General features: G+C 34.2%; 11 protein-coding genes. 8 read left to right on the forward strand and 3 right to left on the reverse strand.

Annotated elements, in window-relative coordinates; translation table 11 throughout:
• Window positions 1-143: 143 nt before the first annotated feature.
• The 8 genes from HCW_RS09075 to HCW_RS03250 all read left to right on the forward strand — a co-directional run bounded on the left by HCW_RS09075 (window position 144) and on the right by HCW_RS03250 (window position 11405).
• The gene (locus HCW_RS09075) at window positions 144-1682 is read left to right on the forward strand and encodes a hypothetical protein (RefSeq protein ID WP_014660790.1); all 1539 of its coding nucleotides are present in this window, start codon (window positions 144-146) and stop codon (window positions 1680-1682) included.
• Between the two features lie 19 nt (window positions 1683-1701).
• Window positions 1702-3534, forward strand: a complete 1833-nt coding sequence (locus tag HCW_RS03220; RefSeq protein WP_014660791.1) for an AAA family ATPase — start codon at window positions 1702-1704, stop codon at window positions 3532-3534.
• Window positions 3535-3553: 19 nt separating this feature from the next.
• Entirely contained in the window at window positions 3554-4132 is a 579-nt protein-coding gene (locus HCW_RS03225; RefSeq protein ID WP_014660792.1) for a 4Fe-4S single cluster domain-containing protein, read from the forward strand.
• A gap of 341 nt (window positions 4133-4473) precedes the next feature.
• Entirely contained in the window at window positions 4474-5769 is a 1296-nt protein-coding gene (gene purD / locus HCW_RS03230; RefSeq protein WP_014660793.1) for a phosphoribosylamine--glycine ligase, read from the forward strand.
• A 53-nt stretch (window positions 5770-5822) separates the two neighbouring features.
• Complete coding sequence (locus HCW_RS03235; protein WP_043902764.1) at window positions 5823-6320, forward strand: RDD family protein; 498 nt, start codon at window positions 5823-5825, stop codon at window positions 6318-6320.
• A gap of 10 nt (window positions 6321-6330) precedes the next feature.
• A complete protein-coding gene (locus HCW_RS03240; protein WP_014660795.1) occupies window positions 6331-8604 on the forward strand; it encodes an LPS-assembly protein LptD in 2274 nt (757 codons plus the stop codon).
• Window positions 8605-8618: 14 nt separating this feature from the next.
• Window positions 8619-9323 (forward strand): phosphoribosyltransferase, encoded by a 705-nt coding sequence (locus tag HCW_RS03245; protein ID WP_014660796.1) that lies wholly within the window; start codon window positions 8619-8621, stop codon window positions 9321-9323.
• Window positions 9324-9326: 3 nt separating this feature from the next.
• Entirely contained in the window at window positions 9327-11405 is a 2079-nt protein-coding gene (locus tag HCW_RS03250; RefSeq protein ID WP_014660797.1) for a polyribonucleotide nucleotidyltransferase, read from the forward strand.
• A gap of 388 nt (window positions 11406-11793) precedes the next feature.
• On the opposite strand, the gene HCW_RS03255 is transcribed toward HCW_RS03250, so the two are convergent.
• From HCW_RS03255 to HCW_RS03265, 3 genes are read right to left on the reverse strand one after another with little or no spacing between them, the layout of a single operon-like run.
• Window positions 11794-12081, reverse strand: coding sequence for a hypothetical protein (locus HCW_RS03255; RefSeq protein ID WP_043902603.1), 288 nt, complete (start codon window positions 12079-12081; stop codon window positions 11794-11796).
• Between the two features lie 24 nt (window positions 12082-12105).
• The gene (locus tag HCW_RS03260; RefSeq protein ID WP_014660799.1) at window positions 12106-13737 is read right to left on the reverse strand and encodes a tetratricopeptide repeat protein; all 1632 of its coding nucleotides are present in this window, start codon (window positions 13735-13737) and stop codon (window positions 12106-12108) included.
• Between the two features lie 11 nt (window positions 13738-13748).
• Window positions 13749-13982, reverse strand: a complete 234-nt coding sequence (locus HCW_RS03265; RefSeq protein WP_014660800.1) for a hypothetical protein — start codon at window positions 13980-13982, stop codon at window positions 13749-13751.
• Window positions 13983-14117: the final 135 nt, after the last annotated feature.

Raw genomic sequence — 14117 nt, forward strand, 5'->3', positions numbered from 1 at the left:
GCTGAACAGATTAAAAATCTAGCCATTTGTGAGCATGAGTTGCAAAAGTTGGAAAATCTTAAACACTTTGCCTAAATGAATTTGAAAGTATTTTTCAAAAAGTAAAGGCGTTTAAGGAAAAATTAGAAAACAAGCAAAAAAAATTGCAAAATACGCACACTATTTACGATGATTATAGTGAGGCTCGTGATTTAGCAAATGAAAACAAGCAAGAAGACTTAGAGTTGCAAAACTTGAGACAAGAGATAGAAAATCTAAAAATCATATGTGCTAAGAAGGAGTTAGAGCATGAAGTTTTAGAACAAGAAAATTCTTTAAACGCTTTAGAAAAAGAGGCTAAAAAATACGCCTTAAAAGAATATGAAGAGCTTTTAACATTGCTTAGAGATTTTAAAAATGCGCTTACTAGTGCTACAAATACCTATTTACTTAATAATGCTAGAAATCTTAAAGAGCGTTTTAGCTATCAGCTTAATAATTTGCCTAGTCTTTGCCAAGAAAGAAAAGAGCAAGAATTAGAAAGACAAAAGCAAATCAAGAAAAGTATAGAACAAGATTTAAAACGCTACAAACAAGAGTTGGATAAATTAGAGTCCTTAAAAGACTATGCTTTAAAAGATTATGAGCAAGTAAAACTTGATGTATTAACATTACAAGATTTGTTAAAAAATAATATTGAAAAAGCCCATAGCTTTAATTTGCAAGTGCAATCCAATATAGAGTTTTTACCCAAAATTTGTCAAAGAAATTTTGAAGAACACCAAAGATTAGAGCAAGAAAGACAAAAAGCCCATCAAAAAGCTTTGGTAGATACTTGGCAAAGAGAAACAAGCACTTGGGATAGTGCCATTAAAGATTTAGCGCATGATGACTTATTGGCCTTAAGAGAAAAGGTATTTGTAGAAAACAGCTCTTTTGAAGTGCCAACATTAGAAAAAGAAATTTTAGTTATCAAAGAGAAATACACGCAACAATTAGAAAAGCAAAGACTCCACAAGCTAGATTTGGAAAACACATGGGCAAAAGAAACGAGTCATTTAGGGGAATTAAAAAATTTAGTATATAAAGAATTAATAGCCTTGAAAGCGCAAATTTTTAAAGAGCCTAATAGTGTTTCTAGGCAAGATATTATCAAGCAGATTGCTAATATCAAAGAAAAATACGAGCGACAATTAGAATTAGAAGAAGAGCAAGCAAGACAAAAAGAAGAGCAAGCCTTAAAACAAGAATTAACAAATAAGCTTAAAAACAAACCTGGTGATAGCGAAAATCTAAGTTTAAAAGACTTAGAAGAATTGATTGAAAAAGAAGAACAAGAAGAGCAAGAGAGGGTCGCTAAAGAGGCAGTGAGAAAAGAAATGGTAAAAGCCATTATGGAGTCTTTAAATAATGCAGGCTTTGATGTGCAAAAGCCTACATTAAATAAAGAGGGCGAAGTAATCATTCGCTCTAATAGAACTAATGGTAATAGAGCGGATTTTAAAATCAATCTAAGTGGGGAAGTGAATTATCATTTTGATGGCTATAAGGGTAAGGCGTGTAAGAATGATATTGATAAGGTCTTGCCAAGATTAAATGAAGTCTATGGGATTAATCTCTCTAATGAAAGAGTGCTATGGGAAAACCCTGATGATGAATTTGCAGATGCCAAGCCAATTGCGCCTTTAAGTCAGTCTAAATAATCTATAAGAAAGGATAATTATGGGAATTTGGTTAGAAAATTTTGAGAGAGAATGCATGCTTAAAAGAGCGCTTATCTTAAGCGGGAACACGATAGATTTGGTGTTTTCTAAAAAAGATGAGCTTTTGCCTTTTAAAGAAGTGATGGTTTCAAGCTTAAAAAATCAAGGCTTTGAACATGTGATAAGCTACTCGCTTTTAAATGGTGTAGAAGGCATTAGTGCTAGCGAGTGGAGTAAGTTACAAAACATAGAAGTAGAGGCTAAAAAAATAGAAGAGGGCGAGAGCGATTATGATATAGGCGAAAGCCCTAATGAGCCAAACAAGCAAGAATCAAATAACAGCACCATAAAAATTGATATGCAAAATTTTTTACAAGTGGCTCAACGAGTGTTTGCTAATTCTACTAAAAGCATTGTTTTTGTGATAGATTTTGCTAATTATTTGTTTGGGCAAATCAATTCTTTGAGCGAAAAAGAAAGAGCCTATTTGCAACAGATTGCAAGCTCTTTAAGAGACGCTAAAAAGTCTAATGATTTGATGAGTCCTAAGCCTAGACCCTTAATCATTTTTATGAATCACAATGACACCACTTTACCCCCAAGCTTGTATTTAAACAACCCTAATTTTAAAGAAATTTCTATCCCTTTGCCTAATTTAGAGGAGCGAGAAAAAGCGATTTTAAAAAACGCTTATACCTTTAAGATTAAAGGCGATTTAAGAGCAAATAGCATTGATTTTAACGAATTAGTGGTAGGCACGGATTCTTTAAGTTTGTTAGATATTGAGAATTTAGCAAGGCTTAGTAGAATGCAAGATAAAGAATTAAGCATTAAAGAGCTTTTGTCTTTATATAGGTTTGGCACTAAAGATTCGCCTTGGGAAAAACTCAATTATGAGCGTTTAAAAACCACTAAAGAGACTTTAAAAAAGCGTGTTAAAGGGCAAGATAAAGCTATACAAGCGATTGATAAAATTTTACTTAGAGCTTATACAGGTCTTTCAGGCTTGCAACATTCAAGCCAAGCCAAATCCCCTAAAGGAGCGTTATTTTTTGTAGGCCCTACAGGAGTGGGTAAAACAGAACTTGCTAAATCATTAGCAGAATTTTTATTTGGCGAAGAAGATGCGTGCATTAGATTTGATATGAGTGAATTTAACCATGAGCATGCTGACCAAAGATTAGTGGGAGCACCCCCTGGTTATGTAGGATTTGAACAAGGCGGACAACTCACTAATGCAGTTAAACAAAAGCCTTTTTGCTTGTTACTCTTTGATGAGACAGAAAAGGCTCACCCTAGAATTTTAGACAAATTCTTACAGATTTTAGAAGATGGAAGACTCACTGATGGTAAAGGCGAAACCATTCTTTTTAGCGATACTTTTATAGTATTCACTTCAAATATTGGAGCAGCTGACATTGACCCTAATAGCACAGATACTGAAAGTGAGTTTGTAGAGGCGGTTAAAAGGCATTTTAAGGACGAATTAAAACGCCCAGAGATTTTAGGGCGTATTGGAGAGGCTAATATTTTAGCGTTTGATTTTATGAAAGATAATGCGATTTTAAAAGAGATTGCTAAAGCTAAGTTAAACCCACTCATTAAGTGCTTGAAAGATAAATGGGGCATAGAGGGGTTGAGATTTGAAGATGAAGATAAAGCCCTTGAAATTTTATGCGAAAAAGTCAATAAAGCGCATGGGGGTAGGGGACTATTGAATGTTTTAACTAAAGAGATTTTTGACCCCTTGGCAGAATTTTTATTTGAGCATTCAGCCAATAAGGACAATTTGAAGTATAAGAGTATTCAAGTAAAGCTTGTAGGGAAATTTTTTGATTTTGAGTTAGTTTAAGTTATAGGGTTGTGCACAAATGACATGGGTAAATGTAGCAAGCATACTAGAATGTAGTGAAGTAGAAGGACCTGGGCGTAGGTTTGTGCTATGGGCTCAAGGGTGTTTAAAGAGATGCAAGGATTGTTGTAATCCGCATTTTTTAGCCCTTAAGCAAGCGCACTTAATGCAAACAAGCGCAATACTAGAACAAATCATTTTAAGCCATAAACAACATCATTTAGAGGGGGTTACTTTTTTAGGGGGTGAGCCCTTTTTGCAAGCGCAAGGTTTAGGCAAGCTTGCCAAAGAATGTCAAAAACTACATCTTAGTGTTATGGTCTTTAGCGGTTACAAACTAGAGGAATTAAAAGAAGAAAAATTTAAAGGGGCAAGTTTATTATTAAAACATACCGATGTTTTAGTAGATGGTGAGTTTGATAACACTAAAACAGAAACTAAGCGTAATTATGTGGGTTCAAGTAATCAAGTTTTTCATTATTTGAGCAATCGTTATAACAAATCTATAGAGACTATGCCTGTAGATTCTAGCAATGAATGGCGTATCGATTTAGAGGGGCATGTGAGGGCTAATGGATTGCCTTTTGTGATAGAATAATCATAATTATAAATATTTTAAAACTCTATAAATCTTATGATTGATTGTCCCTTGATTACCCTATGGTTTACATTAGATTTTAATAAAAATTTAAGTATAATTGTAGCTATTGCCTGAGCGATTCGTGTTTCTTGATTTATGGCAAGTTCGTTAAAAAAAGAAATTAGGCTATGGTAGTGGTTTTTGTGTGATGGCGCTTTTGCTTGAGACCCTAGCGGGTTTAGAACTTGCCCCTAAAAGAACTCTCCTAGCCTTATTAGTGTAGGTTATTTGAACTACGCGCATACAAAAGTAACGGTCGCTTGGGTTTCAATCATACAATCCACTCTATTAGGGAAAGCATGAAAGATAACAATCGCTATAATGTCTTAATTGTAGGAAGAGGAGGGCGTGAATACGCTCTAGGTAAAAAACTTCAAGAAGACCAAAAAGTAAGCGCTTTGTATTTTTGTCCGGGTAATGGGGGCACTCAAGATTTGGGCGAAAATTTGGAATGCGAAAATGATGAGCAAATCCTCAAACTAGCGCTTGAAAAACAAATCAATCTCGCTATTATTTCAGAAGAAGAGCCTTTAGTTTTAGGGCTTACAGATACATTAGAAAAAGCAGGCATTTTAGTCTTTGCCCCCTCAAAAGAGAGCGCACGCCTAGAGGGCTCAAAGAGTTATATGAAAGCTTTTGCTAAAGAATGCGCCATTAAAAGCGCACCCTATTTTGAAACAAGCAACTTTTTAGAGGCTTTAAATTATATAGAAAGTGCCTCTTTTCCCTTAGTGATTAAGGCTGATGGCTTGTGTAAGGGTAAGGGCGTGAAAATTGCTAACGATAAAGAGGAGGCTATCAAAATCCTTGAAAATAATATGCAAGATAAAATCTTTGGTAAAGCTGGAGAGCATGTTATTATGGAGCAATTTTTAGAGGGCTTTGAGCTTTCAGCTATGGCAATAGTGGCGAATGAAGATTTTATTTTGCTCCCACTATGTCAAGACCATAAACGCCTTTTAGATGAAGATAAAGGGCCAAATACCGGTGGCATGGGGGCGTTTGCACCGGTAAGTTTTTGCTCTAAAGAATTAGAAGAAAAGATTAAAAACAACATTTTTAAACCCGCATTAAAAAAACTTAATGAAAACAATACTCCTTTTAAGGGCGTGTTATTTGCTGGAATTATGGTTGTAGAAGAAGAGGGCGTTTTAGAGCCGTATTTGCTAGAATTTAATGTGCGTTTTGGAGACCCAGAGTGTCAAAGTATTTTGCCTCTTTTAGAGACTTCATTGCTAGATTTATGTTTAGCAAGTGCAAAAGGGGATTTAAGTGAAGTTGAAGTGAGTTTTTCTAAAGAATTTATAATGAGTGTTGCGCTTGTTTCTAGGAATTACCCCCTTGGTGTTTCACCTAAGCAAACTCTCTATATTGACCCTATTGATGAAAAAAAGGGGCATATCATTTTTGCGGGTGTGGAGCAAGAAAATGGCGTGTTTGAGAGCGTTTCTGGGCGTGTGTTATTTGCGATTGGTAGGGGTAAAACACTCTTAGAGGCTAAAAATAATGCTTATGAAATCGTTCAAAAAGTGCATTTTGAAGGCATGCATTATCGCAAGGATATTGGCTTTAGAGCCTTAGAGGGTAATTCTTAAAAGGATTAGTGAGTATATGGGAGCTTTTTATTTCTTTATCTAACTCTATTTTTATGCCACAAAATCATTTTGCAAATAAGCTAGAAACTAACGAAGAAATTGCAGAGATTATAGAGGCGCTTTGCTTGCGTGAAAGGGTGCGTATATGCCCCTTTTATTGGCGCATGTTGGCTTTATTTGTAGATTTTTTACTTGTAGGGTTTTTATTAAGCGATATTTTAAATTTATGTGATTTCTTACCCACTTCTAGCTGGATTACAAACCCTATTTATTATGGGGCTTTTATCTTTGTGAGTTTTATGGGGTTGCATAGTCTGTATGAAATGGTTTTTTCGTTTTTGCTAGGGGCAAGCTTAGGAAAGATTATTTTTAGGATAAAAATTCTTAGCTTATATTTGGCTGATGTTCCTAGCAAGGGGGTATTATTTAAACGCTTAGGATTAAAACATGTGCTTTTTTTATGTCCTATCATAGCGCTTTTTTGTGCTAATGTTCCTTATTATAGGGCATGGCATGAGCAAAAAACCAAAACGCTTTTAGCGCTTTTTTGAAGTGATGATAATGCGTTGTTTGTGGCTATTCTTTGGGTTATTGGCATTTGTTTTAATGCCTAATATAGAGGCCAAAGAAGTAGCTGTGCAACGCTTTGATAAAAAAAATCATAAAATTTTTGAGCTATTAGCTGATAGGGTTAGTGCTAAAGATAATGTGGTAAGTGCCATAGGTAATGCAGTCTTGCTAAATTATGATGTGTATATTCTAGCAGATAAGGTGCGCTATAACACTAAGACTAAAGAGGCTATGCTAGAGGGAAACATTAAAGTGTATAAAGGGGAGGGGCTATTAGTCAAAACAGATTATATTAAGTTAAATTTGAATGACAAATACGAAATCATCTTTCCTTTTTATATTCAAGATAGTGTGAGTGGCATTTGGGTGAGTGCGGATATTGCAAGCGGAAAAGACCAAAAGTATAAAATTAGAAAAATGAGTGCTTCAGGGTGTAGTATTGATAATCCTATTTGGCATGTTGATGCAACCTCAGGCTCATACAACATGAAAAAATCGCATTTATCTATGTGGAATCCAAAGATTTATATCGGCGATATTCCTATCTTGTATTTGCCCTATATTTTTATGTCAACAAGCAATAAGCGCACGACTGGATTTTTATACCCTGAATTTGGAACATCAAACTTAGCAGGTTTTATCTATTTGCAACCTTTTTATTTAGCTCCTAAAGATTCATGGGATATGACTTTCACGCCACAAATTCGCTCTAAGCGAGGCTTTGGTTTGAATTTTCAAGCACGCTATATTAACTCCAAAGAAGATAGATTCTTGTTTAATATGCGTTATTTTAGAAACTATACTAAATATGTTAAAGAATATGATTTAAGAAATCAAAATATTTTTGGTTTTGAGTTTTTAAGCTCTAGCAGAAACACTTTACAAAAGTATTTTCATCTCAATTCTAATGTTGATAATGGGCATTATATTGATTTCTTATACATGAATGGTTTGGACTATGTGCGCTTTGAAAAGGTTAATAAACGCATTACTGATGCAACACATATGTCTAGGGCAAACTATTATTTGCAGACTGAAAATCATTACTATGGCATGAATATTAAGTATTTTTTAAACTTGAATAAGATTAATAATAACAGCACTTTTCAGTCTGTTCCTAATTTGCAATACCATAAATACTTAAATCACTTGTATTTTAAAAATCTTTTATATTCAGTGGATTATCAATTTAAAAATACTATGCGAGAAATTGGCTATGGCTATGTGCAAAATTCCTTATATATTCCTGTAGGATTACAATTTTCGTTGTTTAAAAAGTATTTGTCTTTAGGAGTTTGGAATAGTGTGGAACTCTCTAATGTAGCTTTAATGCAATCTAAAAATTCCTATGTGCCAGATGTGCCTAATGCTTCAAGAGAATTTGGAAATTTCTTTTCTTCGGGTTATTCCATATACTTAAACACGGATTTAGCTAAAGAATATAACAAGGTTTTTCATAGCATTCAATTTGAGGCTATGTTTAATATGCCTTATTACACTTTTAAAAATGGCTTGTTTAGTAACGATATGTATGCTTTAAGTGCACAAGCTCTAAATAGCTATACTTCGCCCACTTTAAGCGGATATGATTACAATGGGCGCTTGTATGATTCAGTATGGAGTCCTACAAGCATTTTGCCTAATAACATCAATGATAAAACTTTAAATTTGAATCTCACGCAATATCTTTATGGCTTAGGCGGACAAGAGCTATTTTATTGGAAGATTTCACAAAAAATTAATATTGGCGATAAAGTATCTATGTTTAAAGCGCCTTTAGAGAGTAAAATTGGTTTTTCGCCTTTAAAGGGGCTAAATATTTTTGGGAATGTATTCTATTCATTTTATAAAAATCGCTTAGAAGAAGTTTCTATCAATGCGAATTATCAACGCAAATTCTTAACCTTTAATCTTTCTTATTATTTAAAGAATAATTACAATAATAGTGGGGTTAGCAAACTAATAGAAAATTCTGCTAATTATTTAAAGGCTGGTTTTAGCAATGATTTTGGCTATTTTTCTTTGAGTGCTGATGTGGGTTATGACATTAGAAATAATATTATTTTAAATTGGAATATAGGTATTTTTAAGAAAATCCGCTGTTTTGGGATTGGTTTTCAGTTTGTAAATCAGCGCCGACCTATTTTGACAAATAATCCAGACCATCCATTAAGAGTAATGGAAAATAACTATGTTAAGCTAGAATTAGATTTTTCACCTTTGACAAAAACCAACATAACCTATCGCTCACTTTCAAAAAGATAGTTAAGGAGAGATGTTTGAATACAGATTTTAGCCATATTACAAACATTGCAGGCATGCATTTTAGCAGTGAAGAAGATGCACTCAATAAGCTTATTAATGAAATTCATATGCGCCATGTGGATTTAAAAGGCTCTTTGATGCTGGCATTAAGTTTTAATGCTTTGTTCTTGGTTGATGCTTTGGCAAAGAAATTTGGGGCTGATTATGATATACTTTTTTCAGAGCCTATTTTAGCTCCATTAAACCCCAAATGCGAAATTGCTTTGGTTAGTGAGAGCATGGATATTATCATGAATGAGAATTTGATTAATTCTTTTGATATTGCCCTAGATTATGTCTATGGCGAGGCTAAAAGGGTCTATGAAGAAAATATTTTGTCTCAAATTTATCAATATCGCAAGGGCAATGCGATAAAGAGTCTCAAAAATAGGAATATTTTCATTGTGGATAGGGGGATTGAAACGGGATTAAAGGCAGGTTTAGCAGTGCAAACTTGTTTGAAAAAAGAATGTCAAGATATTTACATTCTTACCCCTATAGTTGCCCAAAATGTCGCCCAAGGTTTAGAGGGGCTATGCGATGGGGTTATTAGTGTGTATCGCCCTGAATGTTTTGTATCTATTGAACATCATTATGAGGGCTTAAGAGCACTAGATAACAAAGAGATTGAAGAATACTTAGGTGTGAAAGGCACCGATAAACAAACTAAGGAAAACTAAAATATGGACTTTATAACAATTAATTCAGCCAATAAAAGCGAAGAATTTGCTCTCAAACAAGTTGCCAAGCAAGCTAATAGCTCAGTATTGTATCGTTTAGGAAAAACACTCATTTTAGCGAGTGTGTGCGTAGAACAAGAGCCAGTAAGCGAAGATTTTTTGCCTTTAGTGGTGCAATTTTTAGAAAAATCTTATGCTGCAGGCAAGATTCCCGGAGGCTTTGTCAAAAGAGAGGGCAGACCCGGCGATTTTGAGATTTTAACCTCTCGTTTGATTGATAGGACTTTACGCCCTTTATTCCCTAAAGATTATCGCTATCCCACACAAATCACCTTAATGGTTTTAAGCCATGACACAGAAAATGATTTGCAAGTTTCAGCGCTTAATGCTGCCTCTAGTGCGTTATATCTAGCCAATATCGCTCCTATTAAAAGTGTAACAGCTTGTAGGATTGCACGAATTAAAGAAAATGAAGAAGAAAAATTTGTGATTAATCCTAGTATGAGTGTTTTAGAAAAATCTAGCCTAGATTTATTTGTTTCAGGCACTAAAGAAAGTTTGGCAATGATTGAAATGCGCTCTTTAGGGCAAGAGCTAAACGCTTTAGAAGAACCTTTAATGCTAGAAGCTTTAGAATTAGCCCAGATGAGCTTGAAAGAAACTTGCACGCTTTATGAAGAGACTTTTACGCCCTTGCAAAATGCCCCATTTTTTAAAGAGAGCGTGTTAGCTTGCGTGAATGAGCGCTTATTAGAATTGCTTAAAAGCCAATATTTTGATGAAATTATCTTAGGTATTCAAAGTTCAGCTTTAAGTGAAAGAGAGAGTGCTTTTAAAAATATTGCTAAACATGTGAGTGAGGCGCATTCAGAATTTAGTTATGAAGAAATTGAACTGGCTTTAGAAAAGCTCAAAAAAGCTGAAATTAGGCGCATGATTTTAAAAGATAGAGTGCGAGCTGATAAGCGTGCCTTAGATGAGGTGCGCCCTATTTCTATAGAAAGCAATCTATTGCCTATGGCGCATAGCTCTATTCTTTTTACTAGAGGACAGACTCAAAGTTTGGTTGTAGGAATCTTAGGCACAGATAATGACGCTCAAAGCCATGAAAATTTAGAACATAAAGCCCCCTATAAAGAACGCTTTATGTTCCATTATAATTTTCCGCCTTTTTCTGTAGGCGAGGCAAGCCCTATTGGTGCGACTTCAAGGCGTGAATTAGGGCATGGGAATTTGGCTAAAAGGGCGCTTGAAACAAGCATTAAAAACAAAGAGCAAGTCATTCGCTTAGTTTCTGAAATCTTAGAAAGCAATGGTTCAAGCTCAATGGCAAGCGTGTGTGCAGGCTCTTTAGCGCTCTATGCAAGTGGGGTAGAGATTTATGACTTGGTAGCTGGAGTTGCTATGGGTGTGGTGCAAGAGGGCGATGAATATGCGATTTTGAGTGATATTAGTGGCTTAGAAGACGCTCAAGGGGATATGGATTTTAAAATTGCAGGTAGTCTTAAAGGCATTACAGCTATGCAAATGGATACTAAGCTTAATGGCGTTAAGCTTGAGATTTTAAACGCCGCACTTTTGCAAGCTAAAAAAGCACGAGAGCATATCCTAAACATCATGCAAGAGGCTCAAAAACAGATTGTTATCAACTTTGCTAATTTACCCGCTACAGAGATTTTTAGCGTTGCGCCCGATAAGATTGTAGAAATTATTGGTCAAGGGGGGCGCACGATTAGAGATATTGTAGAGCGCTTTGAAGTTAAGATTGATTTGAATAAGCCTAGTGGCGAAGTGAAAATTATGGGTAATAAAGAGCGCATTTTAGAGGCTAAAGAATTTATTCTAGCTCTTTTGCGTAAATCTTGCCAAGAATTAGAGCAATACCAGCTAGATGAAATCTTAGAGGCACAAGTCAAAAAAATTGTAGATTTTGGAGCGTTTCTAAGCTTACCAAAAGGGGGCGAGGGCTTGTTGCGTAAGCAAATCATAGAAAAATGTGGCGTAACGCTTAATGAGGGCGATAAAGTGCGTTGCAGAATTTCTAGCTTTAATAAAGGAAAGATTGGCTTAGACTTAGCCTAAGCTATTTTTTATTGCCTTTAAATCTAGCCCTATGCGAACAAAACTAAGGCATAGGGCTTATAAAAATTATCTGTTATATGTTGCTTTCTATTCCTTTTCTTTTGGCAATAATGATATTTTGAAGGCATTTTTTTGGAAGCTTCAATTAATCTAACTAGAACTTCTTTCTCTTTTTATACATTAAAATAATTAAAAATATTAGTTTGGGTATTTTTATATATTCATTTTTGTTGCCCAACCTATTAAATTCGCTTTGCCGATTAAAATAGTGTTGTGATTAATTGTGCCACTATCCGTAAAAACGAATTGGTTCAACTTAACTTAAGTTTTCACAATGAGCTTTAAGCTATTATGCATAAAAAATATTTCTATTTTTATTTAAAATATACTACCCAATCACTCCAGAATAATAAAGCACAGCAATAAGCATAGCACCTTTAAACACAAAAGCACCTACTATACAAGCAACAGCAAATTTGATGGCACTTTTTTTAAAGCCAACTTTTTTAAAATCTCTATACCATTTCAAAGTAAAAAAGATAACACTTAAAAAACCAAGTAGTATTAAAATCATAAACAACAAAATCCCATTTGTTTGTCGGTCTTTTTCAACCGATGCTGTTAAAAACGATGTGTTAATAAGAAATAATAAAAATGCTTTAAACATTATATTCATTTGAGTTCCTTTTAAAAATTAGTTTTATCTATTTTTAAGATAATTGATTGAGTAGGCATTCCCAAGTGATGCAGCTTTTTGATAATAAGGAAGAGCTTTAAATTCATCATCTTCTCGTAAATGATACATCAATGCAATACCAGAGTATGCAAAGGCTTTTTGATGTTTTCCAACCTCTGCTTGTGCGCCTTCTAAAAAATGTTCGTATGCTTTATTGTGATCTTCTTCTACTCCAAAACCACTTGCATACATTCTTCCTAAAAAGATGTGTGCGTCTGCTAGAATATCTGCTGTTGTATAAAAGACTTTTTTGATTTTTGCTTTTTCTTTTTCATTATTTTCTTTTTTTATAACTTCATGGAAGTATTCAAAGGCTTTTGTATAGTCTTTTTCTACCCCATTGCCATCATAATAGGCTACCCCTACTTTCAAACAACTCTTTGTATCTCCCATATTAGCTGCCTTTAAAAAACATTCAAAGGCTTTTTGTTCATTTATCTTTACCCCTTTAATTTTATCTTTGCCGGCCATAGCACCAGCACTTTCATATAATCTCCCTGCATTAAAATATCCTATAAATTCCCCCATTTCTCCAACTTTTTGCCAATAGGTAGCGCTCTTGTCAAAATACGCACTAGCTTGCTTTCTATCATCAACTTTATATGCCCATTCCCCATATGTTGCAGCCATTTTTGTATACCCCTCAAAATTTCCCATATCTATAGCTTTTTGAAAATATGTAATCGCTCTATCAAAGCCATAAATACTACATTCTTCACCAACAGATGCAAGAATTCCTAATTCCAAATAGGCTTGACTATCTCCCATACTAGCAGCCTTTTGAAAATATTTAATCCCTTTTTCAAAATCGTATTCTATAATGCTATCCCCCCATGCATAAATTAATCCTAATTCAGTATACCCCTTAGGATTTCCATACTCTCCTGCTTTTTGATAATATTCTATGGCATCTCCATGGAATTCTAAGGCTTTTTCTTCATTGTCTTTTTCTAGCGCTTTGTAATCATCATACAAAATTTTTGCAATTTTTAAACAAGCATCTGCACTTTGCATAGAATTTGCAGCTATTAAGTAGTATTGAGTAGCTATGCTTATATTCTTATCTGAATCACTACTATCAATTTCAAATTCATCCAATAACTCTTGTGTCGGTTCAATATATGCTTTTTCATACATTTGTCCTATTCTAAAAAGGCCATCACCTTCTTTTAATGCAACAGCTTTTTGATAAAAATCAAGGGCTTTTAAACAGTCTTGTTCTACGCCATTAGCGTTTTCATATATTGAACCTAGTAGGATATATCCTAGACTATCTCCCATATTACCAGCTTTTTCTAAGTATTCAAGAGCTTTTTTATTTATTACTTGAATGTCAAAATTTTCCAAATTATTGCAATGACACTGCAAGAGTGCTAAACAGATATACCCCTCACTATCTCCCATCTCTGCGGCTTTTAAAAAGCATTCATGTGCTTTTTGTAAGCTTTGTTCTACTTCGTCGCCATCTCTATAAGCTATACCTATTTTGATACACTCTTTACTATCTTTTTGCATAAGGGCATTTTCTAATTTATGAACAAGAAAATCTCGTTTTTTTGAATTAAAGATTGCATTCCATATTGCCTTAAGAGACATTTTATATCCTTCTATTTTAATTTTAGTGTGTTGATAGCCTCTATGATTTCAATGAGTTTATTTTTTTCTTCTTCTTTTATTGTCCCTTGAAAGGTTATGGTGCCATTGTCAAACACATTAACTATGCTACCATTATTATGATGCGTGTGTTTGGTGTAACAGTCATTAAATTTTTCATTAGTGGCTATATAGTGTAACTTATCAAGCATTGCTCTCAAATCTTTTACATCATTGCATTTAATCATTGCTTATCCTTATAATTTAATACTTTTTAAAAAACTTATCAGTATAATATCCTTATCCTTATCCTTATCCTTATCCTTAGCTTAATCTTTGGTTTTTTTCTAGTGTTTTTATGTGAAAATATTTAAGTTAGGTTT

Origin of the sequence: Helicobacter cetorum MIT 00-7128, assembly GCF_000259255.1 — a bacterium.
Taxonomy (GTDB): domain Bacteria; phylum Campylobacterota; class Campylobacteria; order Campylobacterales; family Helicobacteraceae; genus Helicobacter; species Helicobacter cetorum_B.

Coding starts and splice junctions, on each gene's coding strand:
- HCW_RS03220 (WP_014660791.1), top strand. CDS start 1,702: ATGGGAATTTGGTTAGAAAATTTTGAGAGAGAATGCATGCTTAAAAGA.
- HCW_RS03225 (WP_014660792.1), top strand. CDS start 3,554: ATGACATGGGTAAATGTAGCAAGCATACTAGAATGTAGTGAAGTAGAA.
- purD (WP_014660793.1), top strand. CDS start 4,474: ATGAAAGATAACAATCGCTATAATGTCTTAATTGTAGGAAGAGGAGGG.
- HCW_RS03235 (WP_043902764.1), top strand. CDS start 5,823: ATGCCACAAAATCATTTTGCAAATAAGCTAGAAACTAACGAAGAAATT.
- HCW_RS03240 (WP_014660795.1), top strand. CDS start 6,331: ATGCGTTGTTTGTGGCTATTCTTTGGGTTATTGGCATTTGTTTTAATG.
- HCW_RS03250 (WP_014660797.1), top strand. CDS start 9,327: ATGGACTTTATAACAATTAATTCAGCCAATAAAAGCGAAGAATTTGCT.
- HCW_RS03255 (WP_043902603.1), bottom strand. CDS start 12,081: ATGAATATAATGTTTAAAGCATTTTTATTATTTCTTATTAACACATCG.
- HCW_RS03260 (WP_014660799.1), bottom strand. CDS start 13,737: ATGTCTCTTAAGGCAATATGGAATGCAATCTTTAATTCAAAAAAACGA.
- HCW_RS03265 (WP_014660800.1), bottom strand. CDS start 13,982: ATGATTAAATGCAATGATGTAAAAGATTTGAGAGCAATGCTTGATAAG.